Genomic DNA, 26,672 nt, shown 5'->3' on the forward strand with positions numbered 1-26,672 from the left:
TGTCCTAGCGAGCCCACCTCGAAGGACCAGTTGAAGCTGATCATGGTGGACGACAGTGAGCAGCCGAAGCCCACCCGTGCCCGGCTCGGCCACCTCGTGGCAGTCGGCGCTGTCGTGTTCCCCGAGGAAGGCCTCGCCACCTACCGAGATGGGATACGAGTGCTGTGCGCGGAGCTCGGCATCCCGCCCGAGTCGAGCTGAAATGGAGCCCCGAGGATGGAAGTTGGCTAAAGACAACTGATGGCAACGCTGTACGCACGACGCTCCGCCGCCGAATGCTCGAACTTGGCGTTCAGGCCGGGGCCACGTCAGTCGTTGTGATCTGGGACCTCGGGCATCTGCCCTGGCCGCTCGAAGATGCACCGTGCTCGAGTACCTGTACGACAAGGTCTCGCGCTGCGTGCAGCCATCCCTCGGTCTCGCCATCGCTGACGAGCCCCGGTGGTGGGACCAAGGACCAGAAGGCGTGGCTGACCGAGGCTCTGCGCCTCACCGATATTGGAACCGAATGGACCAAGCCCGAGCAAATCGTTCTTCCGATCGTCACGGCTCCATCGCATCACGTACCGCACCTCCAGCTGGCCGACCTGGTAACAGGGGCAACGATCGCGGCGGTCGCAGGTAACAAGTTCGCGCTCGAGCTACTCCCCGAGCTGCTGGCGCTGGCAGCGAGAACCGACCCCGGCGGAACGGTCGGAGGCGCAGGCCTCATCCTCTGGCTCCCGGACCTGGACAACCTGTATCACCACCTATGTGGCGATGGCACCAAAGTGGCGCTGGGCCAATTGGGATGTCGTGCAGCTGCCGCTCGAGGAACTCGACTATTTCAAAGACGACGGCACGCCGATCTGACGATCGCGAACAACAGACGATCCTTTTCTGTTGTCGATCGTGCCGACGCCGCTCAATGGGCTACCCGGTAGGGCTGCCGCCGTGTTGACCTGCGGTTGAGTGCGCACCTGGGAGAGGATCTCGGTGCGGAGCTTGGCGGCGTTGGTCAGGCCCCAGTCGCCGCGGAGGGTGATCGACATGCCGTCGAACAGGGCGTGGGAGAGAAGCTCACAGTCAGCTTCTTCGGGCGAGAAGTCGATTCGTGCGGTGGCCGTGGCCACGGATAGGCGCGTCGACGTTCGTGTCGCCTTAGGACGGGATACTCCGGCTGACTGCTCATGGTGTCTCTCTCTTGCCTGCGGGAGATCCAGGCCATACCGACCTGCGCTTCCCTCCGCAGACCCTCAGGACTGCCAAGAATCGGCCCCTCGTGTAGACCCGTCAGCCCAACAGGTGGTCGGACTGCTGAGCACGTGGATCTAGGCCCAAGGGCGAGCATGTGCCATCTGGATGGTTGTGGCCGTGATCGTAACTGCCCTACTTATTGCCTAACCTAGAGACGGTCGGTGAGGCCGCTGTGTCCGGCACGTTCGGCGCAGGACGCGCAGCAGTAGATCGCTGGGCCGACGGTTTCGACGCCGTGGCCGAGGATCCGGCAGCCGCAGTGGCCGCAGTGCGGTGCGATCAGGTGAGCGGCACATTCGACGCTGTCGAATGTGAGCTGGACGTTGTCGTGCGTGGTGACGAAGAATGCCTTGTCGTAGTCGTTGCCGCAGGCGTCGCACACGGGCATTGATGTCCCCTTTCGCAGGCGATGATCCAGGGCGGGCCGAGTAATACCAATAGCAGGTCGTCCGTGTCTGGGTCACCGCGCGGTGACCAATTCGTGCTTGACGACGCTCAGATGAACGGTGCCGCTGTCGACGTGGCCGATCTGATCGGCGGCGGCATAGAGGTCGCGGGCGAACAGGCTCGGTTTCTGATTCGTCTGGCCCTGTTCGGTGGCCGCACCTGGGTCACCCATCTTCACCTGGTCGACCGTGCCCACGCTCTCGTGTGCAGCATCCATGACGGCCATGCCGTCGTATACCCGGCCGATCGGGCCAGGGTCTGTACCCGGTAGCGCAGTCATCCCATTCCTCCGTTACGTCGTGGCGATCATGCGCTGGTGATCATCACTTCGCAGCGTTTGGTGATCAGCATTGGTGATCAGCGTTGGACGGCTCGCTGCAACTCGGCCTTGGTCATCTTCGAGCGTCCTTTGATGCCTTGGCGTTTGGCGTCGGCATATAGCTGGTCCCTGGTCCGGCCACCCGGGTCCCTACCTGAGCGCTCGCCGCCTCGACGGCCTGAGGACGGCCCCTCAGTGGAGGCCCGGCTCGCCTGTGTCGATTCGCCGGAGCGAGCTCGTTCCTTGTTCACGGTCCGCGCCGCGATCTCCTCGGCCCGGTCCTCCGAACGGCCCCGGTCCTTCTCGCTGGCCTTGATGTGCTGATACTGCCGTTCCCGCTTCTTGCTCCATCGCTGTTGCGGCATCGTACGGCACCTCCGAACCTGAATTGCTGCCTGGATCGAGTGGGCTTACGCGTTGGGTGAGGCGGCGCTGATGTCGGCCAGCGCGGACTCGGGATCGTTCTCCACGGCGAGGTCTCCGATGGAGATGGAGACGATGCCGGCGAGGCGGCTGTCGTCGGCCAGTACGGGGATGCGCCGCAGGGCGTGTCGACGCATCAGGGTGACCGCATCGACGGCCAGCGTGGCCGGGTGACGGTGACGACCTCGGACGAACACACCTCGCCGACGATGGTGGCGTCTGGGTCGCGCCCCTCGGCGATGATCCGGACCGCCAGGTCGCGGTCGGTGATGATGCCGCGGAGGGCTTCGTCGTCCACGACGAGGACATCGCCAATGTTGTGGTCTCGCAACTTTCGGGCGGCCTCTGTACTGGTCGCGGTCGACGGCACCCTCACCGGCTCGGCGGTCATGACGTCGCCAACAGTCTGCACGGTCATCGAAGGACCCTTCTGGATGGCTCGAGTTTGGTTGTGCGTGGCCTGTCCACCGGCCTATTCGTGTATGGCCTCGGACAGGCTGGGCATGTCGGTGCGCGAGAGCGCCGGCCGTGTGTGGGGCTTGAGCTGGTTGCTGACGTCGACCACGCCGGGGTGTCCCAGGCGTCGTCGCCGGCGGCACGTTTGGCCAGCCACGACGAGACCTCACCCCACCAGCGCGGGCGGACTACTCCTCACGGCGATGATCCTCAGGACCTACCATCAAGATCACCTTCAGAGTGGGGTGCCGGCGGGTGCTGACTCGTCACGCACACACGCCGTAAGGCCCGGAGCTCCTCTACGCCATCTCCCAGGTGTTGGAACGCCACGAGCAATGTCCCACTGTTGGCAACATCCCGCCGGCTGGCCTCGGGTTGGCCGGACTGCGCGGGCATCCGCGTCCTCACACGCTTATCCATACGGTCGTCGAGAGTGCGCATTGTGCGCCTCCTCAGATCGGATCTCCTCAAACAGATCGCTACCCGCAAGGAGAAAGCCCAACCACAAAGTTGATGGCGCTATCTGAATCTCGCCAGAGGAGACTCACTGATTCGTGCCTGGCGGGATGTGAGCCCGACGCGGTCGGGCCCATCCCACCTCCCGCGGCTACCTGCCTTCGCTGTCGCGCGGGTAGACGTTATGCAGACGAACCGCCCGGGCCTAGTCACAGTCGACCAGTTCGACGCCGTTGTCGTCGTCGATGTCGTCGTGTTCCCCGCGGTCGCGCAAGCACCTGGATCACCTGATCTCGAGCGACCCTCATCCCGTTCCCCGGGTTCGCCCTGCCGGGTGTTCGTCTCGTGCGGGCATCGGTGCGGACGGCTGAATCGGTAGATGGAGTGCGATGTGTTCGCGTTCGGTGTCGGCCGTGTCTTGTTGCCCCCGCGCTTGGCGGTCTTGGATCTTCTCGTGCAGTTTGATGATGGAGTCCAGCAGCATCTCCGGGCGCGGTGGGCAGCCGGCCAGATACATATCCACCGGGACTATGTGGTCGACACCCTGGACGACGGCGTAGTTGTTGAACATCCCGCCGGTGGATGCGCACAACCCCATCGCCAGCACCCATTTCGGCTGCGGCATCTGGTCATAGATCTGCCCGCAACACCGGTGCCATCCTCTGGCTGACCCGACCGGCGACGATCATCAGGTCAGCCTGCCGCGGGGACGCCCGGAACACCTCCATGCCGAAGCGTGCGCTGTCGTAGCGGGAGCGCCCATGGTCATCATCTCGATCGCGCAGCACGCCAACCCGAACGTCGCCGGCCACACCGACGCCTTCCGGAAGTAGCCGACCAGATCCTCCACAGTGGTAAGCAACAATCCGGTCGGCGATCGCTCCTCAATGCCCACGGCCTCACCTAAGGATGCGCTGATCAAAGCGCCATCCTCGGCGTGCCCGGCCCCGGTCGACCGTGAGGGGCGGTCGCAGCGCCGTGGAGTCCGCTTTACCCCGCCTGCTGGGCCCCGGTTCGTGCCCTGCTGGGTGGTTTCGGGCAGGCTGCCGCCGGGCCGTCACCGCGCGAGGGTGACGGCTCTGGCGTGCATCAGCCAGTTCGCCGATGCGAACAGCACGTGGAGGTGGTTGAGGTTCTTCGCGATCCCGCGCAAGCGGGTCTTGGTGAACCCGAAGTCGCGTTTGACGATCAGAAACGGATGCTCGACCTTGGCCCGCACCGACGCCTTGCGGGTCTCGATCGCCCGGTCGTGCTCGGTCATGGTCTTCAACACGCCCTTGCGCGCCGCAACTCGCCACTCGACCTTCGACAGATGCTCATCGGCAACGATCTCGGGTCGCTTCTCCACGCCCTGATATCCGGCGTCTGTGCAGACGAACTCGTCATCGTCACGCACCAGGTTGGCCGTCTCGTCCAGGTCATGGACGTTCGCAGCTGTCGCAGTCAACGAGTGGACATACCCGGTGCCCGCGTCCGAGCCGATGTGGGCCTTCATCCCGAAGTACCACTGGTTGCCCTTCTTCGTCTGGTGCATCTCCGGATCCCGCTGCCCGGTGGCGTTCTTCGTCGACGACGGCGCGACGACGGCGCGGCGATGATCGTGGCGTCCACGATGCTGCCCCCACGCATGATCCAGCCCTGCTCATCGAAGATCTGGTTCTGGGACTCAAACAGCTTCTCACCCAACCGGTGCTCTTCGAGCAGGCGGCGGAAGTGCAGCAGCGTGGTCGCGTCGGGAACCTGCTCCACAGCGAAGTCCAGGCCCATGAACCTGCGCATCGCATAGGAGTCGTAGATCGCCTCCTCCACGCCCTCATCAGAAAGCGAGAACCACACCTGCAGCAGGTACATCCGCAGCATCGTCTCGATCGGCTTGGCCTTACGACCGCGCTTCCCCGGCCTGTCGGAGTAGTAGTAGGGCTCGATCAACTCCACCCACCACACCCACGGGATCGCGGCGTTCATCGTCTCCAAGAACTGCTCCCGGCGGGAGACCCGTCGCCGGTTGCCGTACTCGATGTCGGTGAAGCTGGGCTGCTCGATGTCCACACCCCAAGCATTTCGTGGTCCCACGCCGACGAGCCACACACCGCACCGGACTACCGAGAAAATCAGCACATCCCTAACCTTGCGGCCGGTGTTCGGTGATGCTCGGTAGTGCTCGGCGTAGCTACTGGGACAGCGTCGTCAGCCGTCGCCTGGGACCATCAGCTCGGCTCGGTCCGGGTCGGCATCGGTCGCGGGGCTGGTCGGGAGGTCGGTGGGCGGTCGGAGCTGGTTGCTCACGTCCACCACACCGGGGGTGTCCCAGGCATCGTCCCCAGCGGCGCGTTTGGCAAGCCACGACGACACGTCACCACCAAGAACCACTACGCGCTGCTTCACATCGACCTTGATCGTGTCGTCCTTGGTGTGCGGGTTCTGTTTCAACCGCTCCACCACCGTCGACTTGATTTCTCCGTCGGAGGGCTCCCGATCGCCTCCGGGGAACCCGTCCCCCCACCACGGGTAGTAGTAGCGGTCGCCCGGATAGCTCCACGGCGACACCGGAGGAAAACCCGGAGAAAACCCCGTCGCCGGATCCATCCGTCCTTGCCCGGCTTGTCCGGCTTGCTCCTCTCGACGACGATCATCGGGTCCCAGCATGAGGCACCTCCTCAGAGGGCTATCGATACGCGAAACGTCCCTCTACCCCCACCAGGCCAATCAACACCGGCCATTTCGCCCGGCTACTGATGGCGTCGGTATGGCCACTGAGAAAGGGGAATGGTGCCTAAGACCACCTCGCACGATATGACGCGCAGGACACAGAACCCGGCTTGGAGGAAGCCATGTCAACCGATACCACTCTGGCACGAGTGAAACGGCGGGCCAGTAGCTCGATGCGGGTGAGGTCTCAGTGACCGGGGCGGGAGCAGTCGAGGCTACTGCTGCGTTGCGACGCTATCGGCGGGCGGCGGATTACCTGGCAGCGGCGCAGATCTATCTGCGTCACAACGTGTTGTTACGGGAGCGGCTGCATCCTGAGCATCTCAAGCCGGCGTTGCTGGGCCACTGGGGACCTGTCCGGGGATCACGTTTGTCTATTCCGGTCTGAACGGGCTCATCCGCCACACCGATCAACAGGTGCTGCTGGTCACCGGGCCCGGCCACGGCGCACCCGCCAACCACGCCAACCTGTGGCTTGAAGGTAGCCACGCCGACAACGATCCGGCTCTGTCTCGTGACGGCGCAGGGCTCGTGGAGTTGGTTCGCCGTTTCTCTGTGCCCGGCGGCTTCCCCAGTCACTTGTCGCCGGCGGTGCCAGGCGTCATCCACGAGGGTGGTGAGCTGGGCTACGCGCTCGCGACGGCGTTCGGCGCGGCGTTCGACGCCCCCGACCGGCTGGTCGCCTGCGTGGTCGGCGACGGCGAAGCCGAGACCGGCCCGACAGCGACGGCCTGGCACGGCACGAAGCACCTCGACCCAGCCACCTCGGGCGCGGTACTGCCAATCCTGCACCTCAACCGCTACAAGATCGCCTCGCCGACACTCTTCGCGACGATGACCGACAGCGAGCTGACGGCGTTGTTCCGCGGCTACGGGTGGCGCCCGATCCTGCTCGACGTCGAGACGACCGGTCGTGCGGCTGCCGGCGATCCTGACGCCGCGCTCGCCGCCGCGCTGGGCGACGCGTATACCGAGATCCGCGGCATCCAGGACGACGCACGTTCGAGCCGGCCACGACAGCGTCCGGCGTGGCCGATGTTGGTGGTGAAGAGCCCGAAGGGGTGGGGCGGCATCGACGACCTCGACAGGCATCCGGTGACGGGCACCTTCTACGCCCATCAGGTGCCGGCACCGAACGTGCACGACGATCCCGAACAGCTCGCCGCGCTGGAGCGGTGGCTGCGCTCGTACCGGCCGGAGGAACTGTTCGACGCAGACGGTCGACCGGCCGCCGACATCCTGGCCTGCTGCCCCGTGGGTGACCAGCGTCTGGGCGCCCAGCCCGCTGCGAACGGCGGCCGCCTGCGGGTGCCACTGCTGCTACCGTCGCTGGAGCCGTTCGCCCCGCCCTCGCCGACGCCAGGGCAAAGCGATGCCAGCCCCACCGGCCCCCTCGGGGAGTGGCTGGCCGCGGTGATGCGGGCGACCGAGGAACGCCGCGACTTCCGGATCGTGTGCCCCGACGAGCTGGAGTCGAACAAGCTCGGCGCGGTGCTGTCGGCCAGCCCGCGGGCCTACGCCTGGCCGGTCGACCTCTATGCCGAGCATGTCGCGCCGGGTGGCCGGGTGATGGAGAAGCTCAGCGAGCACGACTGCCAGGGCTGGCTGCAGGGCTACCTGCTGACCGGGCGACACGGGCTGTTCCCGTGCTACGAGGCGTTCGTGCAGATCGTCGACGGCATGGTGAACCAGTACGCCAAGTTCCTCAAGATGGCCGGCGAGGTGCCATGGCGCGCGCCGGTCTCGAGCCTGACATACCTGCTGACCAGCGAGGGCTGGCAGCAAGAACACAATGGCTATAGCCACCAAGGGCCGGGTTTTCTCAACCAGTTGCTCACCAAGAAGGGCTCGGTCGCGCGGATCTATCTCCCGCCGGACGCGTCGACCCTGCTGGTCACGATGGAGCACTGCCTGCAAAGCACTAACCGGATCAACGCGGTCGTCGCGAGCAAGCATCCCGCGCCGGTATGGCTCGATCTGACCGCCGCCCGGCGGCATTGCGAGGCCGGAGCCGCACCCTGGGGCTGGGCCGGCACAGTCGCCGATGGCGAGTCGGCCGACGTGGTGCTGGCGTGCGCCGGGGGTGTGCCGACGATCGAGACGCTCGCCGCGGCCCAGCTGCTGCGAGCCGATGTGCCCGACCTCGCGTTCGCCGTCGTCAACGTCGTCGACCGCTCCCGAAGCTTCACCCGCACGGGATGGCCGAGGAGGGGTTCCGCCGCTGCTTCGGCGACGACACCGAGGTGGTGTTCGACTTCCACGGCTACCCGGCGGCGATCCACCAACTCCTGCACGGACGCCCCCGCCCAGACCGGTTCCACGTGCGCGGCTACATCGAAGAGGGCACCACAACCACGCCGTTCGACCTGCTCATTGCCAACCAAGTGACGCGCTACCACCTCGCCGCCGAGGCGCTGCGCCGTCTACCCGACCGGGTTCGCCACTCAATCGGCCGCACTGTCAACACCGACCACACCGACGCTGGCGCCGACATTGACGCGCTGGCCGACGACTACGAGCGGCGCATCATGGCCAGCCGTGAGGAGATCCTGCGAACCGGAACTGATCCCGAGACGATCCGTGAGTGGCGGTGGACAGGGTGAGTGACGGTAGTGAGTCGGCCGTGCTGGTGGTCGACGCCGGGTCCAGCAGCTTGCACCTGGCTCTCGTCGGCGCTGACGGGACGGTGGGCCGGACCCGCGACCTGCCGGCGCCCGACGACGAGCCGGCGATCCGCAATGGCCTACAGGAACTCGCCAGCGACCTCAATGACGGAGAGTCCCAGCCGCGGGCAGTCGGCCATCGCCTGGTACATGGCGGCGACCGGGTACGCGAGACGACGATCGTCGACGACGCTGTACGTCGGGCACTGGACGAGGCGTCCTCCCTAGCACCGTTGCACGTCCCACCGGCGCTGCGGGCAATGGACCTCGCCCGCGAGGTCTTTGCCGACCTACCGCACGTGGCGTGTGTCGACACCGCGTTCCACGCCCAGCTCCCTGACGTCGCCGCGACCTACGCGTTGCCGGCGGAATGGCGGAACGCGTGGGGACTGCGCCGCTACGGCTTCCACGGTCTGTCCTACGCCTGGGCGATGGACCGCGCCGCCACCCTGCTCGGGCAGCCCGCGAACGAGCTGCGGCTGCTGCTTGCCCACCTCGGCAACGGCGCCTCGGTGTGCGCGGTCCGCGGCGGCCGGAGCGTGGACACCTCGATGGGCTTCACGCCGCTGGAAGGGTTGGTCATGGGCACTCGGGCCGGCTCGGTCGACCCCGGCATGCTGCTGTGGCTTCTGCAGCAGGGCTACCAGTCGCTAGACGAGCTCGCCGACGGCCTGCAGCGCCGCTCCGGACTGCTCGGCTTGTCCGGCGGGCGTAGTAACGACACCCGTGAGCTGGTACGGCTCGCCCAAGGCGGCTGCCAACCGGCCGCGCTTGCCTTGGACGTGTTCGCCTACCGTGCAGCCAGGGAACTCGCCGCTGCCGCCGTCGCCCTGGACCGGATAGACGGCATCGTCTTCACTGGCGAGATCGGAGCCGACCAACCAGAGGTACGGGCATCCATCTGCGCGGCACTCGCCGTGCTCGGCGTATCCGCCCACGGACTGGCGCCGGTGGTCGACAAAGACGCCATCGTGAGCCCGGCCGACGCCTCAGTTCCGGTCATGACCGTCCTCACCGGCGAAATATGCCAGATCGCCCGAGAGGTCACGAACGTCCTCACCCACACCACGAGCGGACGAGGTGAGGAATGATCGCGCCCAGGTCCGGGGCCGGTGGCTGACCAGAGGGGGTCAGCGTCGGTTTGGTCAGCTTCTTCTCCGACGCCAGCCACGAGATCGCCACCTCGGTTCTGCCGAGCTCCCAACCTCCACCTTGCATGCCGGCCTGGCCGCGCTCGGTGCGATCGAAGGCACCCACCGACGCGCTAGCGGGTTGGCGAAACTGGCCGGCGGGCCGCTGGCCAACGACCCGGTCCGGCGGGCCCGGCTCGCCTCTGGTAGCTGCCTTGGCGCCGCTCGCGACCGGTGCCCTGGGGGTTCGCCATGACGGAGTGGCAAGGTGCCGGGCTGCGGGCCTTGGCGTGGGCGGGGCCTGCGATCCCCGGGCTCGGGATGCGTTGCTGGCACCTTTCGTGCCGCGGTCGGCGTACGGGCGTGCGTTCGGGTGGAACGCGCCGGCGACAACGCCGGTGCCATCGGCGGCCCGCTGCTGGCCTCCGCTCTGGTCGCGCTGGTCGTGATCTGCCACGCGATGTTCGTCGCGATCACGGTCGCCGCCCGGCAAGCCGCTCGACAGGCCCGCCGGGTCGTCGCCAGCCCGACCGCACCCAAGAGCGCTTGAAAGGCCTCTGCGGCGCGACCGCTCGTCGAGCCCACCATCTCGGCGAGGTGCAAAGCCAAGATGTGAAACATCCGGTCAACGACCGCCTCCAACAAGGCCTGTCCGCCTCATTCACCGTCCGTACCACGGGTCTCCGCTCACGGCCTGCCGCCGGTCCGGTGGATCCGCCGAGCGCGGTCGCTGGTGGCGGCAGGCGGGGTGGTCAGAGCCCGACGCGGTTCGTGTCCGTGCCGTGGTTCGCTGCGCGTCTGCAGGAGAGCCTGCCTGCTTGTCCAGGCGAGCAACGCCGTGCCCATCTCGATGGCAAGGAAGATGACGATGACCGCGACCGGCCCCAGGAAGATCGTTGCCACAGTCGACCCCACGGTCACCTCGTCCCTCGGCTGGTCTGTGCAGGGCTCATGTGATCGTCCCTGCGGCGTCGGCGTCGGCGTCGGCGTCGGCGTCGGCGTCGTCGGCGTCGACGGCGACGACGGCGACGGACTCGGCCGTGTCGGCAGCCGGGAGACTGAGGACCATCGTCAGTCCACCGCCGGGGGTGTCTTCGGCGTGGAGACCACCGCCGATGATCTCGGCGAATCCTCGGGCGACGGCCAACCCAAGGCCCACTCCGTTTCCCGCAGGAACATCGCCGAGTCGTTGGAACGGCTCGAAGATGCGTTCCTTATGGTCATCCGGGACGCCAGGACCGTGGTCGACGACACGCACTTCGACAATGTCGTGCAGCACACTCGCCGTGATCGCGACCGGCTTTGCTCCACGGTTGTGGCGGATCGCGTTCACGACGATGCTCGCGACACTGCGTTCGACGAGGCCGGGATCGACGTGCACCGAGGGGAGGTCCTCGGATAGAGCTATCTCGACCTGATGGTCGGAGAGGGTGAGCAGCGCCGCGCCGACGATCTCGTCGACGGTCATGTCCCGAAGAAGCGGAGTAACCGAGCCGGTTTGGACGCGGCTCATGTCCAGGAGGTTGGCTACCAAGCTGTCCAACCGGTCGGCCGAGTCCTCGATGTCGGCGAGCAGAGCGCGACTGTCCACGTCCGGGAGTTCGAGATCCGGTTCACGCAACGTGCTGACCGCCGCCTTGATGGCGGCCACCGGTGTCCGCAGGTCGTGGGACACGGCAGCGAGCAAGGCGGTCCGAATGCGGTTGGATTCGGCGAATCGGCGCGCCGTACGGACTTCGTCGGTCAACCGCTGCCGTTCCAGCGCGGCAACCGCGTGTTCGGCGGCGGTTTCGAGTATCCGCCGGTCGGTCGCTGCGAGGACGCGTCCACGGAGGGCGAGAACTACGTTGTCGTTGACAGGTACGTCGGCGTCGGCATCGTTGGGCCGTTCGGCAGGGTCGTTTCCGGAGCTGGCGACGCATCGCCAGCGCCCATCGTCCCGCTCCAGCAGCGAAACGGACGTTGTGGCGAAGGTCTCGCGGATCTGCTCGAGGAGGGGCTGGAGTCCTCGCTCACCGCGCAGAACTGATGCCGCCAGGTTGGTGAGTACGTCGGCCTCGGTACGGGATTGAGCCGCGTCGGTTGCGCGGCGAGCCGCGAGGTCCACGACCGACGCGACGGCGACCGCAAAGACCGGAAAGAGAACGATGGCAACGAGGTTCTCCGGATCGGAAATCCGTAACGTGTGCAGCGGGTCGGTGAAGAAGAAGTTCAGCAGCACCGCCCCGAGAATGGCTGCGATCAACGATGGCACAATGCCGCCGAGGAGAGCGACGCCGACCGTGAGCGTGAGGAACAGCAGCATCTCTGTCGGCAGCTCGTGGGCGTCTCGGGTGTTCGCCAGAGCGATGGCAAGGACCGGCTGACCGACTACCGCGAGCAGCCAGCTCGCCACCAGGCGCCGGCGGCTGAGAACCCGCCGCCTCGCCGGGAATCGGCCCTTCCGAACCTCCTCGTGGGTGACGATGTGCACGTCGAAGTCGCCCGACAACGGAGTCACGATCGACGCGACACCACGACGGAAGCACTGTCGCCATATACGTCGCCGGCTGCTGCCCAGCACGAGTTGGGCGGCGTTGACTCCACGCGCGAAGTCCAGAAGCGCGTCAGGGACATCGTCACCGACGACGTGGTGGTAAGTGCCGCCGAGGTTCTGGGCGATGCCCCGGTCAGCCCATTCGAGCGGGTGACGTGAACAGCGAGCAGCTCGGCGCCCGCGCCGCGAGCGGCAATCCTTGCTGCGCGCCGGATCACGGTCTCGCCTTCGGGGCCGCCTGTGATGGCGACCACGACGCGCGCTCCCGGGTTGGCCAGGTGGCATCGATGTCGTGAGCTTGCCGGTACTTCTCCATGACTTCATCGACCCGATCAGCCACCCAAAGCAGGGCGAGCTCCCGTAGGGCTGTGAGATTGCCGGCGCGGAAGTAGTTCGCCAGCGCGGCGTCGATCCTCTCGGGCGGGTAGACGTTTCCGTGCGCGAGCCGGCGGCGCAACGCCTCCGGAGACATGTCGATCAGTTCGACCTGATCTGCCCGCCGCACGACCGCGTCCGGAATCGTCTCGCGTTGTTTGATGCCGGTGATCGACTCCACAACCTGGTTGAGGGACTCCAAGTGCTGGATGTTGACGGTCGTGATCACATTGATCCCAGCGTTGAGCAGCTCCTCGACATCCTGCCAGCGCTTCTCGTTCCGCGCGCCTGGGACGTTAGTGTGGGCGAGCTCGTCGACAAGAGCCACCGTCGGATGCCGCTGCAAGGTCGCGTCGATATCCATCTCGGTAAACGCGCGTTCGCAGTCGACGATCTCTTGGCGCGGGACAGTCTCGAGTCCCTCGGCCATCCGCTGCGTCAACGGTCGGTCGTGCGACTCGACGACGCCGATGACTACGTCGGAGCCGCGCCCGGCACGCCGATGCCCCTCATTGAGCATCGCCCAAGTCTTGCCGACACCCTGTGCGGCGCCGAGGTAGACGATCAGCCGGCCGCGTCCCATGTCCTACATTGTCGACCTGTCCCGCTAGGGCTCGAAGCGGTAGCCCATGCAGGGCTCTGTGACGAGGTGACGTGAGCGGGCCGGATCAGGTTCGAGCTTGTGTCGCAGCTGGGCCAGGTAGACGCGTAGATGGTTGGTCTCTGTCGCGCAGCCTGGACCCCACACCTCATGGAGCAACTGGTGCTGCCCGATCAGCCATCCAGGAGTTCGGACCAGGACCTCCAGAACGTGGAGCTTCGTGGGAGTGAGCTGGACGTCGACTCCCTCGCGGGTTACGCGCTTGGCCGCCAAGTCCACGGTGAACGAGGCGGTCTCGATCACTGCCTCGGCGCCTGACGGTTCAGCACGTCGGACGGTAGCCCGCACTCGGGCCGGCAACGGTCTGATCAGAGCCACCACCAGGTAGCCGACGAGAAGGATGCCGAGGACGAGTCCGACGATGTTCCCGGCGCTCACAGCTTCGCCGCCCCTCGCAGGACAAGGGGCGATGGGTCCGAACGCGACGACCGTCAAGGCGACGAACAGGACGTCAGCCCACGCTAGTTTCCACTTCGAGCAGTTATGCGAATTTTGTCCACATTGTGCGGCGCATGGGCTGTTTCCCAGGCCGCTGCCCCGGCGGGTTATCCCGTCGCAGCCTCAATGAACACCCAGAGCCCAAGCAGGACGACGCGACGGTAGGCAGAGCTCCTTTAGCCGCGTGGGCCCCTAACGGAGCCATAACGCCGCCACCGGGCGCCTTAACGCGTCATGAGCCCCTCCTGGTTGCCGGAGCCGACTTCGACAACCTGGACAACCCGCTGCACCCGCCAGAGCCTGCCGCCCCGGACGATATGGTAGATCGTCCAGGCCGACTAGCCGGTCCCGTTCCGGACACCTCGTTGGTGTGCCTAGCACGCCGGCGTGCTAGGCGCCATACGGAGCTGACCAGCAGCACACCCCAGTCCGACCGCCGAAACGACGGCCATCACGAGTCCGCTCACCTGTCCCGCCAGGCCCAGGGCCCAAGAGTCCATCGCTGCGGCACATGCAATGCGACGAACGCGATCGCGCTGAATTCCAGCACGACGCCCGTGGATGGTAAGCCAGGCAGTCCCGAGGAGGGTTCCGATTGCTGGTGTGGTCCCACGAGCGCCGCAAGGCCAAGCCCCCGACGAATCCTCCGAGCGCATCGAAGCCCTGGACGATGAAGTGGATGCCGCCATCGACCCTTCCCGATGGCTCACCGGGAGGAGCAGGGGCCGTGTCGTCTCCTGGTGGACTTCCTAGAAGGGTCCAACCGAACACGTTCACCGGACGAGTAACGATCAGCAGCGGTACCTCGCCGCCCGTCAGCTCGCCGCGGCCCGCGTACGACTCCCCGGTGACATTCGTTCGCTGATCGGCTCGGATCGGGCAGGATCGGGTCTGTGAGACGTGAGCTGCGACATCCGGCGAGGCTTGTTCCGCTGGCGTTCCTCGCGGTGATCGTGGCAGGAACGGTCCTGTTGATGCTGCCCGTCTCTGCCACCGACCAGCCAGCCTCGTTCGTGACGGCACTGTTCACCGCGACCTCGGCGACGTGTGTGACGGGTCTGGCTGTCGTAGACACCCAGGCCCACTGGTCGACGTTCGGTCATGTGGTGATCATGATGCTCATCCAGGCGGGCGGTTTCGGCATCATGACGTTGGCCAGTCTCCTTGGCCTGCTGGTCAACCGGAGGCTGGGGCTACGTTCTCGGCTGGTCGCGCAGGCGGAGACCCACTCGCTGGTGCTCGGAGACGTGCGCCGCCTCCTGCTCTGGGTCGGGATGGTAATGCTCACGGTCGAGGCCATCGTGGCGGCCATCTTGACCGTACGGTTCCGCCTCGCCTACTACGACGGGCTCGGCGAGGCGCTCTGGCAGGCGGTTTTCCACGCGGTATCGGCGTTCAACAACGCGGGCTTCAGCCTCTACTCCGCGAATCTGACCGGCTTCGTGTCGGACGGGTGGATCTGCCTGCCGATCGCGGTCGCGTTCATGCTCGGTGGCCTAGGCTTCCCGGTCCTGTACGAGCTGCGTCGAGGGTGGCGGCGCCCGGCGCATTGGTCGGTCCACGTCAAGCTGACCTTGCTGGGGTCGGCCGTGTTGGTCGTGACAGGGTGGGTGGCGTACTTGCTGCTGGAGTGGACCAACTCGAAGTCACTGGGAGCGCTGGACGTATCGGGAAAAGTGCTCGCCTCGTTCTTCCAGGGCGTCTCGCCTCGGACTGCGGGGTTCAACAGCCTCGACTATGCGGCTCTGCGCCCCGAGACGCTCGCTCTGACCGATGTCCTGATGTTCATCGGCGGTGGCAGCGCGGGGACGGCGGGTGGGATCAAGGTGACGACGTTCTTCCTGCTGGCGTTCGTCATTCTGGCGGAGATTCGCGGTGATCCGGAGGTAACGTTGTTCCGGCGGCAGCTAGCCGCCTCGGTTCAACGGTTGGCGCTGACGGTCGCCTTGCTGGGCGTCGGGGTGGTCGCGGCGGGGACGTTCGCACTCCTTCTTCTCACCGACCATCCGTTCGACGCGGTCCTGTTCGAGTCGATCTCGGCGTTTGCCACGGTTGGGCTGTCGATGGGCGTCACCACCGATCTGAACCACTGGGCGCAACTCGTTCTGGTCATACTCATGTTCGTCGGGCGAGTCGGCACTATTACCGTGGCGACAGCCCTCGCGCTACGCGAGCGGCGACGGCTCTACCGGCTACCAGAGGAGCGACTGATCGTTGGCTAGGAAACAACTCGTCGAGAACGCCAAGCTCCCCCGAGGCGGCGTCGTGGTGATCGGACTCGGCAGGTTCGGCGGCGCTCTCGCCGAGTCCCTGGTACGACTCGGCCACGAGGTCCTGGCGATCGACGAGAACCGTGACCTCGTACAGACTTGGTCAGATCGCCTCACCCACGTCGTAGAGGCCGACTCGACCGACGCCAACGCGCTCCGCCAGCTCGGCGTCGGTGACCTCGAGCACGCCGTGGTCGGTATCGGGACCGACATCGAGGCGAGCGTCCTGACAGTCCTTGCCTTGGAGGAGGTCGGCGTCGAGCAGATCTGGGCGAAGGCGATCACCCGCAAGCACGGTCGCATCCTGGAACGGACCGGCGCCCACCACGTCGTCTACCCGGAGGCCGCGATGGGCGAACGCGTCGCGCACCTGGTCACGGGCAAGATGATCGACTTCATCGAGTTCGACGACGGGTTCGCCATCGCCAAGACAACCGCACCGGCCGAGGCGGATGGGAAGACGCTGGCACAGGCGGCGCTGCGCACCAAGTACGGCATCACCGTTGTCGGCGTGAAACGACCCGCCACCGACTTCACCTACGCACGCCCGGAGACCATGATCCGAAGCCGCGACATCCTGATCGTCTCAGGGCCTACCGACCTGGTCGAGCGCTTCGCTGCCCTGACCTGAGCGCGCACGTCAGCCCTTGGTACGGATCCGACGGAACCCGGCGCTGATCGCGCCTTCATGGTCTTCCGCTGGAGTTGAACAGGTCGCCCTGAGCGTGCCCGAGGCGATGCGCAGGCCCGTCACGCGACGATCGACGTCCGCGGGCGAGACCGTGCGATCGACCTCCGTATCTCCGACGACCGTCGCGGCATTGTCCACGCCGCGGAGCGTGCCGGAATCCGTGGGATGCGCGAAAGGGCCCCTCCATGTGGGTGCCTCTCAGCTGGCGGCCCGGACTGGAGGCCGGCACGGGGTAAAGCTGGACACTCGGCGAAGGAGATGGCCGAGTTCCTCAGCATCGGTGCGAAGACCGTAGAACTCCATTGCGCCAACCTGCTGCAGAAACTCGTACTCGGCCACCGGCTCGAACTCACTCGCTACTCCATCAGAACCGGCTCGATCGAGCCGTAGGTCAAGGCGGCGGCAAGGCCGTGAGATTTGAGTGTCAACACCGATATCCACGCCCAATCCCCGGCGGACACTGAAACCGCCCCGGTGAGCCCGGCGGCATCAGCCCTCGATGCCACGGGCCGCGACGCCGGAACCAGACGTCAAGCAGCCAGGCGATGGGCTAAAGGCTATATGCGTCGTACGGGGCGAGGCCCAGGACGAGCCGCCAGTTGATCCAGCCGGCGAAGCTGGGAGGCGCGAGGAGCGCCAAGAGTAGTGCGAGGACGCCGATGATCGACGGAATGACGAAGTCTGGACCGTCCTCGGTCAGTTCCATGAGCGTGGGGTCGTCGCGCGCGTACACAACAGAGACCTCCGCGCCTACGGCGGTTGGGGTCTCGTCGGGGAGTCCAAGCTCGCCCTCAACGACATCGCCGCCGCGGGTTGTGAGTACAACTGTGATCCCGGCGTCGCGCCCGGTGGTGTCGACAGCGATGACTCTTGCCATAGCCACGATGCCTTGGTCGCTCAGCTGGACGGCGGCGTCGTATTGGACGTTCGCCAGGATCGCGAGGAGGACAGCCGCTCCCAGTAAGAGCCAGCCGGAAAGCCGCCACCATGCGAACAGGCCCGGTCCTCGCCGAGGACGTTGGCCGCCTGTGCGGTGACGTCCGGGGATGCCAGAAGACACCACGATGAACTCACGTTGCTTCCGTGGCGGCACGTTGGCCTGATCGGCGAGGATCCGAGCTGCCTCGCTCGACGGGGCGCACCTCGATGACAGGTAGCGAAGAAGCCAGGCATTGACGCGCATCTTGGTGGCCTTTCGGGGTCGACGACCAGACCTACGCCGCCGACCAGTCTTCCCGGCACACCAGGTACTAGTTTAGTTGAGAAACGCCAGCCGTGGCTGGCGTTCGCCTCGAGCCCGACCCGCTAGCTACTTTGACCTGAAAAAGTCGCCGCGTGGCGGTGCCTGAGTCCGGTGTTGTTGGTTGGGAGGATGGCCCCGAACCCTTGGCTAGAAGGGATCGAGGCCATCGTGTTGAGAACTGTAAACGATCAGCCGACGTTGTGGGATTCGGTCCTGCCGGTTGAGCTGCTGGTGTTGCCGGGTGAGCTTGCGCGGGTGGACGCGTTGCTCGATGACGCGGTGTTCTTCGCGCCGTTCGCGCCGTTCTTCGACGCGAGGATCGGTCGGCCGTCGATCCCGATGGAGACCTACCTGGGGTTGATATTCTTGAAGTTTCGTTACCGGCTTGGGTATGAGTCGCTGTGCCGGGAGGTGGGCGACTCGATCTCGTGGCAGCGGTTCTGCCGGATCCCGTTGGGGATCCGGGTGCCGCATCCGACCACGTTGATGAAGATCACGACGCGGTGCGGGGATGTTGCGGTAGCGGGGTTGAACGAGGCGTTGCTGGCCAAGGCCGTGGCGGCGAAGTTGCTGCGCACCGACAAGGTCCGCGCCGACAAGGTCCGCGCCGACAAGGTCCGCGCCGACAAGGTCCGCGCCGACAAGGTCCGCGCCGACAAGGTCCGCGCCGACACGACCGTGGTCGAGGCCGATGTCGCGTATCCGACCGATTCGGGTCTGCTGGCCAAGTCGGTCGGCAAGATTGCCCGCACGGTGGAGCGTGTGAAGGCGGCCGGTGGCGCGATCCGGACCCGGTCGCGGGATCGGCGCCGGGCTGCGGGATCGGCGCCGGGCTGCGGGACGACGGGCACGATCGATCGCGAGCAAGCTCCGGCTGCGCGGCGCGCAGCAGCGTGAACAAGCCCAGGCCACGGTGCGGCGCATCACCGGCGAGTTGGCGGATCTGGCGGAGGCGGCCATGCGCGACGCGGACGCGGTCGTGCGTAACGCGCGCAGGGCGCTGCGCCGGGCCAGCGGGCAGACCAGGGGTCGGCTGCACCGCGCAGTGGACGAGCTGACCACCACCGTGCAACGCGCTCGTCGAGTGGTTACCCAGACCCGGACCCGGTTGCGCGGCCAGGTGCCAGACAGCGCGACCCGGCTGGTCAGCCTGCACGATCCGGATGCCCGGCCGATCAGCAAGGGGCGTCTGGGCAAGCCGGAGTTTGGCTACAAGGCTCAGATCATCGACAACGCCGACGGGGTGATCCTCGACCACAACGTCGAGACAGGTAACCCCGCCGACGCGCCGCAACTGGCACCCGCGATCGAACGGATCACCCGCCGCACCGGCCATGCACCGCGCGCGGTCACCGCCGACCGAGGCTACGGCGAAGCCGGCGTCGAACGCGACCTACACGCCCTCGGCGTGCGCAGCGTCGCCATTCCCCGCAAGGGGAAATCTGGCGCCGCTCGCCGCGAAGTCGAGCACCGACGAGCACCGACGAGCCTTCCGCGACAAGGTCAAATGGCGAACCGGATCCGAAGGACGAATCAACCACATCAAACGCAGCTACGGCTGGAACCGCACCGAACTCACCACCATCACCGGCGCCCGAACCTGGTGCGGACACGGCGTACTCGCCCACAACCTGGTCAAGATCGGCGCCCTGACAGCATGAGAAACCACACCGAGCCCAACCATGCCCACCCGAACCAGTCACCAGCAGCCCACACGAGCAGCAGCCACAACCGCCATCACGACAACCGAGCGTTTTTCAGGTCGAAGTAGCTAATGCAACGCCTACCTGAACGAGGCACGATGTGCGCGGAGTCCAGCACTAGATCGTTGATCTCACCGGACCGTGACCGGTATGCGGGTGGAGCCGCTGCTCCCGCAAGAAACCAGTCGCTCGATGAGCTCGCCGACGGCCTGCAGCGCCGCTCCGGACTGCTCGGCTTGTCCGGCGGGCGTAGTAACGACACCCGTGAGCTGGTACGGCTCGCCCAAGGCGGCAGCCAGCCGGCCGCGCTTGCCTTGGACGTCTTCGCCTACCGTGCAGCCAGGGAACTCGCCGCTGCCGCCGTCGCCCTGGACCGAGGCCGACGACGTCGACGGCGTCGAACGGCCCGCCCCATCTGTCACTCGCCCGGCCGCTGACCTACCACGCGAGCTTCACCAAGCCGAGACCCCAGCAGGGTGGAGTGGATTGGTGGTTAACCGTCCCTGCGGCACGCTTCGTCGCTGGTTTGTGGGGTAGAGGACTCCAACTGCGGTGTTCCATTGCGGTGTGCTCCCTGAACACAAGCGGAAAGGGCGGCGATGACGATGGCGCCGACAACAGTCAAGGACCTAATGACAGCGGGCGCGGCATGTATTGGCGAGGATGAGACGTTGGTCCAGGCGGCCCGCACGATGCGTGACCTCGATGTGGGGGCACTGCCGATCTGCGGTCAAGGCAACCGGCCTACAGGCATGCTGACCGACCGGGACATCGTGGTCCGCTGTCTCGCCGACGGCGGCGACCCGGCCACTGCTGTAGCCGGTCAGTTCGCCGACGGGAAACCGGTGACAATCGGCGCCGACGACGGTGTCGAGGACGCGCTGCGCATCATGACCGAACATCAAGTTCGGCGACTCCCTGTGATCGACGGCCACGAACTGGTGGGCATGCTGGCACAGGCCGACATCGCCCGCGCGATGCCCGAACAAGCCACCGGCGCGGTCGTCGAAGGAATCTCCGAGTCACAATGACATCCTCCCCGGCGCTCTAGCCCGCCCTGCGGCTTGAGCGCGAGGCCGTTCGCCGCGTCTGGTTCGGTGTGACCCACGGTTCGGGGTCGACACGGCAGTATCCTCCGACTGTGCCGGCGAATCATCGCGGCGAACAAGCGGGCCCCGCACCCTCTGGGTGCGGGGCCTGCATAGTTGCGGTACGCCAGACCGCCGCGGTTGGTGATGCATGGCGCCCTGAATGTCGCCTAAGAGTGACTGCAGCCGATCGCGGAGCATCCGGCGAGACTGCGTCACCATGCGGCCCTTTCGGACACGCGGTTCAAGGCAGGTCTTGGGGCAAAGGTCCATCTGGGACGCCTCCGGCGTGGTGGACGTGAGCAATCAGGTCCGTCCCCGACCGAGCCCCTTTGTCGGCCCCGGGACCGACGTCGACCAGGCCAGAATCGAGCAGTCCTGACGACTCGGGCTGGTAACTCCGCGCCCAGTTCCGTGAGCCCCCCGTCAGGATCGACCGGGACTACGTGATCCGGCTGCGCGACCGCGGCGACCGACAGGTCGCCGACCTGGGGGACCGAGTCGGCCGGGTTGCAGCCTCCAAGTGAGTCCGTAGCGAGTCCGAAACTCCGCTATTTTCACTGGCAATCGGGCTCACAAGGCGGTCCGAAAGCAGTCACTATCCAGGACCGAGGAGGCATAACTGGCGGCCTCCTCAGTTGTCGCTGGTCGGTGCCAACCCGGTGAGTCGGGATAGCGCGGCGAATCCATCGTCGGTGCCGGGCCAGTGTCGGCGTATGGCCTGCAGGGCCGGTGCGTTCGACGATGCCGCGGAGTACCGCGGCGACGGTGATGGCGTAGCTGAGAATGGGGATGAAGTCGGGGATGAGGTCGATCGGGATCGCCAGGTAGACCGTCAGCAGGCCGAGCCGGATCCGCACTCCGCGGGGCAGGCGCGGTCGGCGGCCAGCCGGCGGAGCAGCCGCAGCAGGTCCGGCAGGATGCGCAACGCCTCTTTCAGCAGCGGCCCCTTCTGGCGGGCCAGGATCAAGGCGATGAGCAGAAGTACCCAGCCTGCTGCGACCGCGATCGCACCCTGATCCGGTGCGGATCAGCAGATCCCACATGCGTGTGTCCCCTCTCGTCTAGCCTGTGGTCGGGGTCCCTTCGCCGTGCTTGTGCACATCGTCGACGTCGCGTGGCGGCCGTCGGCCAGCCAGCCCGCTGGTCGGTTGGTGGGGGCTGCTGATGTCGGCGGCGATGGCGTCATCCTCGAACGTGGCGAGCGCAGTTCGGCACTGCTCAAACCGCGGCTCGGACGGACCCGCCTGCGGCGTCGAAGTAGTCTTGGGCGGCGATCGCGGCCAGCCACTGTCGAACCGCCCTAGATGGTGAAGGACCGGCACATGGGGTTCCGGTCCTTCGGTCATAACGATACGCCGAAGCCAGGGGGACTTGGCCGGTTCGCGGAGGCGATCGCGGCGATAACGTCGACTGATCCAGCCGCCAGCGAGTTGGGCGGCTGCGGGGCGGGCGGTGACCTCGCGGCCCCGCTAGTCCCACTCAACCCACCAAGTCCGCCCAGTCGGCTTGCTGGGCGGATGGCGACGCCGGCGAACTGCGGATGTGTCGATCTGGAGGGGACTTGCTCGTATGAGGGGTGAGACGGTGGACGCCAGCCCGCCGCGACGAACCGAAGGGAATCACGATGACGACGTACCTGCTCTCCCTTCACCAGGACAGCGATGAGTCCGCCGGTGAGACCGGCGAGCCCATGTCCAGCGAGGAACGCGAGAAGTCCTGGCGTGACATCGAGGCTCTCAACGAGGAGCTGAGGTCGGCTGATGCCTGGGTTTTCGGCGGCGCCCTTCACGATTCCCGCACAGCCACGGTAGTGCGGGTCGCCAAGGGCGACGTGTTGACCACCGACGGCCCGTTCGCCGAGGGAAAGGAGCACCTCGGCGGCTTCTACATCATCCGGGCCGACGATCTCGACGCCGCCCTGGTGTGGGCATCGAAAGCCGCTGCGGCCACGAGAAAGCCGATCGAGGTTCGGCCGTTTCGTGCCGCCGACAGCTGACACCGAGGCCTGACTGCTGCTCTCCACACCGCGGCCCAGCGATCGAGGCCCGGGAGGCCGGCACCCCGTTTCTGTACGCCCTCATCAGATGCGCGGAGAGGCCGGCCCGAGGGTTGCTGAAGGGGGCCGGCCCCTCCTGCCTGACGAGGCTGGCTCGACACGACAATTGCACGAACCCACGGCGGGCAGGCCGCTCCCTCAATCTCATCCGCGACCTGACCCACCACACCCGCCGAACGTCGGGCCACTGCGCTCGTCGCCAGGAAACCACGCCAGGCAAGAACAGGACGAGCTGGGAGCGCCAGGGTTACACGACGCTCACAGAGCTGGTGCACGAGGGCCGGCACACAGGGCGGGAGGCCATGTACTGGTCGGAGGGTGACGAGAGCCAACTCGGGAGTGTCGGAAGGTCGCGGCGGCAGGCGTGTTCGCCGGGGGTGTCCAGCGGTGAGGGGCGGTGAGAACCGTGGCGGCGAATGGGAGCGACGCGTCGGTGGATGACGTCCCCGCGGAGGGCGCGGCGGTGACATCGGCGGGGACCTCGGCGGTGGCCTGAACGCGATCGCACGGAGAGGCCCTCACCGCTGCGGGGCTCGGGTAGACCGTGACGAGGACTATGTCCCGTTCGCGTCGGTGGACTGCGGGGTTCCGGCTGATCGTCCACCTCGAGAACGCGGGGTAGTACGTTGAAGCGCGCCGTTCACCAGGGCGATGTGGTGACCGGAGGCCGAGGTCCGTGTCGATACCAGGACCCCCGCCACCAGCTGCGCGACCAGCTGAGCACGACTCTCGAAGGCTCGCCGTCCGTCGTGGTCCTCGACCTTGAAGCGCTCGATTTCTCCGACTCCACCATTCTGGGCGTGCTCGTGGCGGCTCATCGCTGGGCGCAGGGTGTTGGCGCCGTGCTGCGGTTGGCCACGCCACCGCATTCATGCGACGACTCTTGACGATCATCACCTCGACACCGTGATCGAGGTCTTCTCCGACCTCGACTCCGCGATGTCTCCCTGACCCGCTGTTCGCACCCGCCGAGGAGGCCCGCCGCGAACACCCCGCGACGGGACTGGTGAAGCGGATCGGCGCATAGCTGTAGGGTGAGCCTTCGGTGTGCCGGGAAGTCTGGTCGGCGGCGTTGTTGTCGTTGTCGATCCAGGAAGGTCCCACCATGCGTGCCGGTGATCTGGCTGCACCATTCCCCGTCGTCGAGTTGACCCCCGCGATCGACGCGGCGCGTCTGCTCGCCGACCAAAACCTTCCAGGCCTCGTGGTCGTCGACGACCGCGGCCGCCCGGTGACGATCCTGGCCGGTACGCAGGTGCTTCGGATGATCGTTCCCGCCTACTTCCAAGATGATCCGACGCTGGCGCGGGTCGTCGACGAGGCGCACGCGGACCTGTTCCCGACCGAGCTCGAGGCACGGACCGTGGCCGAGTGTCTGCCGGAGGAGCACCGCGAGCTGCCGGTGGTCGACGCGGCCGCGACGGCGCTGGAGATCGCCGCGTTGATGGCGCGGTCACGTTGCCCGCTGGTCGCGGTCGTCGACGCGGACCGGTCCCTTGCCGGCGTGGTCACGTTGGACGCCCTGCTGGACCGGATGCTCGCGACATGACGGCGATGGCCTGGCTCGCGGTCGCGATCTTCGCCGCTGCCTACGTGCTGATCGCCACCGAGTGGGTCCATCGGCTGGCCGCGGCCCTTGGCGGTGCGGCGTTGATGCTGCTGCTCGGGATCACCGACGCCGAACACGCCTTCTTCTCCGAGCATGCGGGGATCGACTGGAACGTCATCGTCCTGTTGCTGGGCATGATGCTGATCGTCTCGGTGCTCAAACGCACTGGCCTGTTCGAGTACCTGGCGATCTGGTCGGCGAAGAAGGCCCGCGGCAAACCGTTCCGGGTGATGGTGATCCTCGTCGTGGTCACCGCGGTCGCCTCGGCGGCGCTGGACAACGTCACCACGGTCCTGCTGGTCGCGCCGGTGACGTTCCTGGTCTGTGCCCGCATCGGGGTGCCGGCGGCGCCGTTCCTCATTGCCGAGGTGCTCGCCTCCAACATCGGCGGCGCGGCCACCCTCGTCGGTGATCCGCCGAACATCATCATCGCCTCCCGCGCGGACCTCGGTTTCAACGACTTCCTGGTGCACATGGCACCGCTAGTCGCGGTCGTCCTAGTCGTTTATGTCGGGTTGTGCCGCTGGCTGTTCCGCGACGCCTTCCGTGTCGACTCCGCGGAAGCCGCCGACCGGGCCGCCGAGGTCGCCACCCTCAACGAGCGTGAGGCCATCCGCAACCCGCGGCTGCTGATCGTGTCCCTGATCGTGCTCGGCCTCGTGCTCGCCGCGTTCGTGCTGCACACCGTCCTGCACCTCGAGCCCGCGGTGATCGCGATCGTCGGCGGCCTCGGTCTGCTCGCGCTGTCCCGGCTGGAACCGGGCGAGGTGGTCAAGGACGTGGAGTGGCCCACGCTCGCGTTCTTCGCGGGCCTGTTCGTCATGGTCGGTGGGCTGGTCTCCACCGGAGTGATCGACCAGCTCGCCACCGCCGCCAGCGAAGCGGTCGAGGGCCGGCTCGGGCTGGCCAGCATGGTGCTGCTGTGGGCGTCGGCCGGCCTGTCGGCCATCGTGGACAACATCCCGTACGTGGCGACCGTGTCGCCGATCGTCGCCGAGCTCGTCACCAACGCCGGCGGGCACCAGAGTGCCCAGGTGTTGTGGTGGTCGCTCGCCATCGGCGCCGACTTCGGCGGCAACGCCACTGCGATCGGCGCCTCAGCCAACGTCGTCGCTCTCGGCCTCGCCGAACGTGCCGGCAAACCGATCTCGTTCTGGCAGTTCACCCGCTACGGCCTGATCGTCACCGTCATCACCATCGCCCTCGCCGTGCCGTACCTGTGGCTGCGCTACCTGTAACCGGTACTGGTGAAAGCCCAACCCGTGTTGGCGAATCTCCCCCGAGTTCCCATCTGTCGACAGTCCTGGAACGGACAACGATGAAGGTTCTGATTCTCACCCTCGATACCCGCGGCGACATCCAGCCGTTCGTCGCTGACCGACCGTTCTGGGCCCGGGTGGCCGAACATCGCGGCGTCTCAGCGCTGCGGACCTCGACGGACGCGTCATGAGCTCGCCGCGCTCTCTCCTCCTAGCGGGGGCGATCGGTGGTGTTCTCGTGCCCGTGGTGCTTCTGCTCGACGGCGCCACCCGCCCCGGCTTCAGCCCGTGGCACCACGGCGCGAGCCAACTCGGCACCGACGACCGCGGCTGGCTCCAAACCGCCAACTTCGTCCTCGGCGGCGTCCTCTTCCTCGGCTTCGCCACCGGCGTCCGCGCCGCGCTACGGAGAGGGCGAGGTACAGGTCGCGGCGCCATCTGGGCACCGGTGCTTCTTGCCGTGTCCGGCCTCGCCCTGATCGTCGCCGGCATCGTGCCCACCGACCCTGCACTCGGCTACCCGCCCGGCGAACCAACCATCGTCACCACAGCCGGACGCATCCACGGCCTCGCCGGCCTGCTCTTGTTCGCCGGCCTCGCCGCTACACCGCTCGTGCTGGCACGTCGCCTCGACGAACTCACAGACCCCAGTGGGAGCAGTGGTCCGGACCGCCGCTGGAGACATTGGTCCCGCACCTGCGGCATCCTCGTCCTCGTCCTCGCCATCGCCGCCGGCACCGCCTTCCGCCTCGACCTCGAAGGAACCCTCAGCCCCGCGCCCGCCGGCGCGCTCGAGCAGGCGGCCCTGCTCATCGGCTTCGCCTGGACAGTCGCGGCGTCCCTGCACCTGTACCGCCACACCCCGGCCGACCAGCCAGCCTGGTCGCGAAGGTGAGGGCCG

General features: G+C 66.8%; 31 protein-coding genes and 5 pseudogenes. 18 read left to right on the forward strand and 18 right to left on the reverse strand.

Annotated elements, in window-relative coordinates; genetic code table 11:
• The first annotated feature begins 42 nt into the window (after positions 1–42).
• Positions 43–201, forward strand: a complete 159-nt coding sequence (locus JOD67_RS15775; protein WP_205118362.1) for a hypothetical protein — start codon at positions 43–45, stop codon at positions 199–201.
• Between the two features lie 620 nt (positions 202–821).
• On the opposite strand, the gene JOD67_RS15780 is transcribed toward JOD67_RS15775, so the two are convergent.
• The 8 genes and pseudogenes from JOD67_RS15780 to JOD67_RS15815 all read right to left on the reverse strand — a co-directional run bounded on the left by JOD67_RS15780 (position 822) and on the right by JOD67_RS15815 (position 5,983).
• A complete protein-coding gene (locus JOD67_RS15780) occupies positions 822–1,112 on the reverse strand; it encodes a hypothetical protein (RefSeq protein WP_205118363.1) in 291 nt (96 codons plus the stop codon).
• 272 nt (positions 1,113–1,384) lie between these two features.
• Positions 1,385–1,624: a metallothionein gene (locus tag JOD67_RS15785; RefSeq protein ID WP_205118364.1), complete on the reverse strand. Its 240-nt coding sequence runs from the start codon at positions 1,622–1,624 to the stop codon at positions 1,385–1,387.
• A 72-nt stretch (positions 1,625–1,696) separates the two neighbouring features.
• On the reverse strand, positions 1,697–1,963 hold the full coding sequence (locus JOD67_RS15790; RefSeq protein ID WP_205118365.1) for a DUF2171 domain-containing protein: 267 nt from the start codon (positions 1,961–1,963) through the stop codon (positions 1,697–1,699).
• Positions 1,964–2,412: 449 nt separating this feature from the next.
• Positions 2,413–2,562: a CBS domain-containing protein gene (locus JOD67_RS15795; RefSeq protein ID WP_205118366.1), complete on the reverse strand. Its 150-nt coding sequence runs from the start codon at positions 2,560–2,562 to the stop codon at positions 2,413–2,415.
• Entirely contained in the window at positions 2,562–2,843 is a 282-nt protein-coding gene (locus JOD67_RS15800) for a CBS domain-containing protein (protein ID WP_205118367.1), read from the reverse strand. Before JOD67_RS15800 ends, JOD67_RS15795 begins: the two co-directional genes overlap by 1 nt.
• A gap of 798 nt (positions 2,844–3,641) precedes the next feature.
• Positions 3,642–4,232: pseudogene (locus JOD67_RS15805) on the reverse strand (NuoB/complex I 20 kDa subunit family protein).
• A gap of 162 nt (positions 4,233–4,394) precedes the next feature.
• Positions 4,395–5,380: pseudogene (locus tag JOD67_RS15810) on the reverse strand (IS5 family transposase).
• Positions 5,381–5,524: 144 nt separating this feature from the next.
• Positions 5,525–5,983, reverse strand: a complete 459-nt coding sequence (locus JOD67_RS15815) for a BON domain-containing protein (protein WP_205118368.1) — start codon at positions 5,981–5,983, stop codon at positions 5,525–5,527.
• A gap of 253 nt (positions 5,984–6,236) precedes the next feature.
• Here JOD67_RS15815 and JOD67_RS15825 point away from each other — a divergent pair.
• The 4 genes and pseudogenes from JOD67_RS15825 to JOD67_RS15840 form a co-directional block, all read left to right on the forward strand.
• Positions 6,237–8,158: pseudogene (locus JOD67_RS15825) on the forward strand (phosphoketolase family protein); the annotation flags it as partial.
• A gap of 86 nt (positions 8,159–8,244) precedes the next feature.
• Complete coding sequence (locus JOD67_RS41190; protein WP_275577074.1) at positions 8,245–8,649, forward strand: phosphoketolase family protein; 405 nt, start codon at positions 8,245–8,247, stop codon at positions 8,647–8,649.
• Complete coding sequence (locus JOD67_RS15835) at positions 8,646–9,800, forward strand: acetate/propionate family kinase (protein WP_205118371.1); 1,155 nt, start codon at positions 8,646–8,648, stop codon at positions 9,798–9,800. Before JOD67_RS41190 ends, JOD67_RS15835 begins: the two co-directional genes overlap by 4 nt.
• A gap of 412 nt (positions 9,801–10,212) precedes the next feature.
• Positions 10,213–10,389 carry a hypothetical protein gene (locus tag JOD67_RS15840; protein ID WP_205118372.1) on the forward strand — a complete coding sequence of 59 codons (177 nt, stop codon included), beginning with the start codon at positions 10,213–10,215 and terminating at the stop codon, positions 10,387–10,389.
• 137 nt (positions 10,390–10,526) lie between these two features.
• Here JOD67_RS15840 and JOD67_RS15845 read toward each other — a convergent pair whose 3' ends face one another.
• The 5 genes from JOD67_RS15845 to JOD67_RS41910 are packed head-to-tail and all read right to left on the reverse strand — an operon-like array spanning position 10,527 to position 13,789.
• Positions 10,527–10,754 (reverse strand): hypothetical protein, encoded by a 228-nt coding sequence (locus tag JOD67_RS15845; protein WP_205118373.1) that lies wholly within the window; start codon positions 10,752–10,754, stop codon positions 10,527–10,529.
• 34 nt (positions 10,755–10,788) lie between these two features.
• The gene (locus JOD67_RS40135) at positions 10,789–12,402 is read right to left on the reverse strand and encodes a sensor histidine kinase (protein ID WP_307782412.1); all 1,614 of its coding nucleotides are present in this window, start codon (positions 12,400–12,402) and stop codon (positions 10,789–10,791) included.
• On the reverse strand, positions 12,336–12,629 hold the full coding sequence (locus JOD67_RS40140; protein WP_307782413.1) for a hypothetical protein: 294 nt from the start codon (positions 12,627–12,629) through the stop codon (positions 12,336–12,338). The genes JOD67_RS40135 and JOD67_RS40140 overlap by 67 nt, the downstream gene beginning before the upstream one ends.
• Positions 12,590–13,333 (reverse strand): histidine kinase, encoded by a 744-nt coding sequence (locus JOD67_RS40145; protein ID WP_239553865.1) that lies wholly within the window; start codon positions 13,331–13,333, stop codon positions 12,590–12,592. Before JOD67_RS40145 ends, JOD67_RS40140 begins: the two co-directional genes overlap by 40 nt.
• A gap of 24 nt (positions 13,334–13,357) precedes the next feature.
• Complete coding sequence (locus JOD67_RS41910) at positions 13,358–13,789, reverse strand: winged helix-turn-helix domain-containing protein (RefSeq protein ID WP_307782414.1); 432 nt, start codon at positions 13,787–13,789, stop codon at positions 13,358–13,360.
• A 953-nt stretch (positions 13,790–14,742) separates the two neighbouring features.
• On the opposite strand from JOD67_RS41910, the gene JOD67_RS15860 reads away from it, so the two are divergent.
• The gene (locus tag JOD67_RS15860) at positions 14,743–16,071 is read left to right on the forward strand and encodes a TrkH family potassium uptake protein (protein ID WP_307782415.1); all 1,329 of its coding nucleotides are present in this window, start codon (positions 14,743–14,745) and stop codon (positions 16,069–16,071) included.
• Entirely contained in the window at positions 16,064–16,750 is a 687-nt protein-coding gene (locus JOD67_RS15865) for a potassium channel family protein (RefSeq protein ID WP_239553866.1), read from the forward strand. The genes JOD67_RS15860 and JOD67_RS15865 overlap by 8 nt, the downstream gene beginning before the upstream one ends.
• Before the next feature lie 9 nt (positions 16,751–16,759).
• On the opposite strand, the gene JOD67_RS15870 is transcribed toward JOD67_RS15865, so the two are convergent.
• Complete coding sequence (locus JOD67_RS15870) at positions 16,760–16,948, reverse strand: hypothetical protein (protein ID WP_205118374.1); 189 nt, start codon at positions 16,946–16,948, stop codon at positions 16,760–16,762.
• Positions 16,949–16,975: 27 nt separating this feature from the next.
• Here JOD67_RS15870 and JOD67_RS41195 point away from each other — a divergent pair, with 27 nt between their 5' ends.
• A complete protein-coding gene (locus JOD67_RS41195; protein ID WP_205118375.1) occupies positions 16,976–17,200 on the forward strand; it encodes a LuxR C-terminal-related transcriptional regulator in 225 nt (74 codons plus the stop codon).
• A 160-nt stretch (positions 17,201–17,360) separates the two neighbouring features.
• Here JOD67_RS41195 and JOD67_RS15880 read toward each other — a convergent pair whose 3' ends face one another.
• Positions 17,361–17,993, reverse strand: coding sequence for a DUF3592 domain-containing protein (locus JOD67_RS15880; protein WP_205118376.1), 633 nt, complete (start codon positions 17,991–17,993; stop codon positions 17,361–17,363).
• 189 nt (positions 17,994–18,182) lie between these two features.
• Here JOD67_RS15880 and JOD67_RS42640 point away from each other — a divergent pair.
• Positions 18,183–18,494: pseudogene (locus JOD67_RS42640) on the forward strand (transposase); the annotation flags it as partial.
• Positions 18,495–18,671: 177 nt separating this feature from the next.
• Here JOD67_RS42640 and JOD67_RS42405 read toward each other — a convergent pair.
• Positions 18,672–19,013 (reverse strand): annotated as a pseudogene (locus JOD67_RS42405) (hypothetical protein); the annotation flags it as partial.
• Between JOD67_RS42405 and JOD67_RS40170 the strand changes: the two are divergent.
• The 3 genes from JOD67_RS40170 to JOD67_RS15895 all read left to right on the forward strand — a co-directional run bounded on the left by JOD67_RS40170 (position 18,967) and on the right by JOD67_RS15895 (position 20,787).
• Positions 18,967–19,824: a transposase gene (locus JOD67_RS40170; RefSeq protein ID WP_307782417.1), complete on the forward strand. Its 858-nt coding sequence runs from the start codon at positions 18,967–18,969 to the stop codon at positions 19,822–19,824. The pseudogene JOD67_RS42405 and the gene JOD67_RS40170 overlap by 47 nt on opposite strands.
• 30 nt (positions 19,825–19,854) lie before the next feature.
• Positions 19,855–20,193 (forward strand): hypothetical protein, encoded by a 339-nt coding sequence (locus JOD67_RS42410; RefSeq protein ID WP_372442333.1) that lies wholly within the window; start codon positions 19,855–19,857, stop codon positions 20,191–20,193.
• Positions 20,194–20,355: 162 nt separating this feature from the next.
• Complete coding sequence (locus JOD67_RS15895; RefSeq protein WP_239553869.1) at positions 20,356–20,787, forward strand: CBS domain-containing protein; 432 nt, start codon at positions 20,356–20,358, stop codon at positions 20,785–20,787.
• A 614-nt stretch (positions 20,788–21,401) separates the two neighbouring features.
• On the opposite strand, the gene JOD67_RS40180 is transcribed toward JOD67_RS15895, so the two are convergent.
• Both JOD67_RS40180 and JOD67_RS41205 read right to left on the reverse strand, forming a co-directional pair.
• A complete protein-coding gene (locus JOD67_RS40180; RefSeq protein ID WP_307782418.1) occupies positions 21,402–21,704 on the reverse strand; it encodes a DUF1232 domain-containing protein in 303 nt (100 codons plus the stop codon).
• Entirely contained in the window at positions 21,680–21,814 is a 135-nt protein-coding gene (locus JOD67_RS41205; protein WP_275577659.1) for a hypothetical protein, read from the reverse strand. Before JOD67_RS41205 ends, JOD67_RS40180 begins: the two co-directional genes overlap by 25 nt.
• A gap of 657 nt (positions 21,815–22,471) precedes the next feature.
• Here JOD67_RS41205 and JOD67_RS15905 point away from each other — a divergent pair.
• From JOD67_RS15905 to JOD67_RS15925, 6 genes are all read left to right on the forward strand, one after another.
• Complete coding sequence (locus JOD67_RS15905) at positions 22,472–22,843, forward strand: YciI family protein (RefSeq protein ID WP_239553870.1); 372 nt, start codon at positions 22,472–22,474, stop codon at positions 22,841–22,843.
• Positions 22,844–23,559: 716 nt separating this feature from the next.
• Positions 23,560–23,790 (forward strand): STAS domain-containing protein, encoded by a 231-nt coding sequence (locus tag JOD67_RS42415; protein ID WP_372442365.1) that lies wholly within the window; start codon positions 23,560–23,562, stop codon positions 23,788–23,790.
• Positions 23,791–24,008: 218 nt separating this feature from the next.
• Positions 24,009–24,452, forward strand: a complete 444-nt coding sequence (locus tag JOD67_RS15915; protein WP_205118379.1) for a CBS domain-containing protein — start codon at positions 24,009–24,011, stop codon at positions 24,450–24,452.
• Positions 24,449–25,750 (forward strand): ArsB/NhaD family transporter, encoded by a 1,302-nt coding sequence (locus tag JOD67_RS15920; RefSeq protein WP_239553871.1) that lies wholly within the window; start codon positions 24,449–24,451, stop codon positions 25,748–25,750. Before JOD67_RS15915 ends, JOD67_RS15920 begins: the two co-directional genes overlap by 4 nt.
• Before the next feature lie 80 nt (positions 25,751–25,830).
• Positions 25,831–25,962, forward strand: a complete 132-nt coding sequence (locus JOD67_RS41210) for a hypothetical protein (RefSeq protein ID WP_275577075.1) — start codon at positions 25,831–25,833, stop codon at positions 25,960–25,962.
• The gene (locus JOD67_RS15925; protein ID WP_239553872.1) at positions 25,959–26,666 is read left to right on the forward strand and encodes a DUF998 domain-containing protein; all 708 of its coding nucleotides are present in this window, start codon (positions 25,959–25,961) and stop codon (positions 26,664–26,666) included. The genes JOD67_RS41210 and JOD67_RS15925 overlap by 4 nt, the downstream gene beginning before the upstream one ends.
• Positions 26,667–26,672 lie beyond the last annotated feature (6 nt).

Origin of the sequence: Tenggerimyces flavus, from assembly GCF_016907715.1 — a bacterium.
Lineage (GTDB): Bacteria > Actinomycetota > Actinomycetes > Propionibacteriales > Actinopolymorphaceae > Tenggerimyces > Tenggerimyces flavus.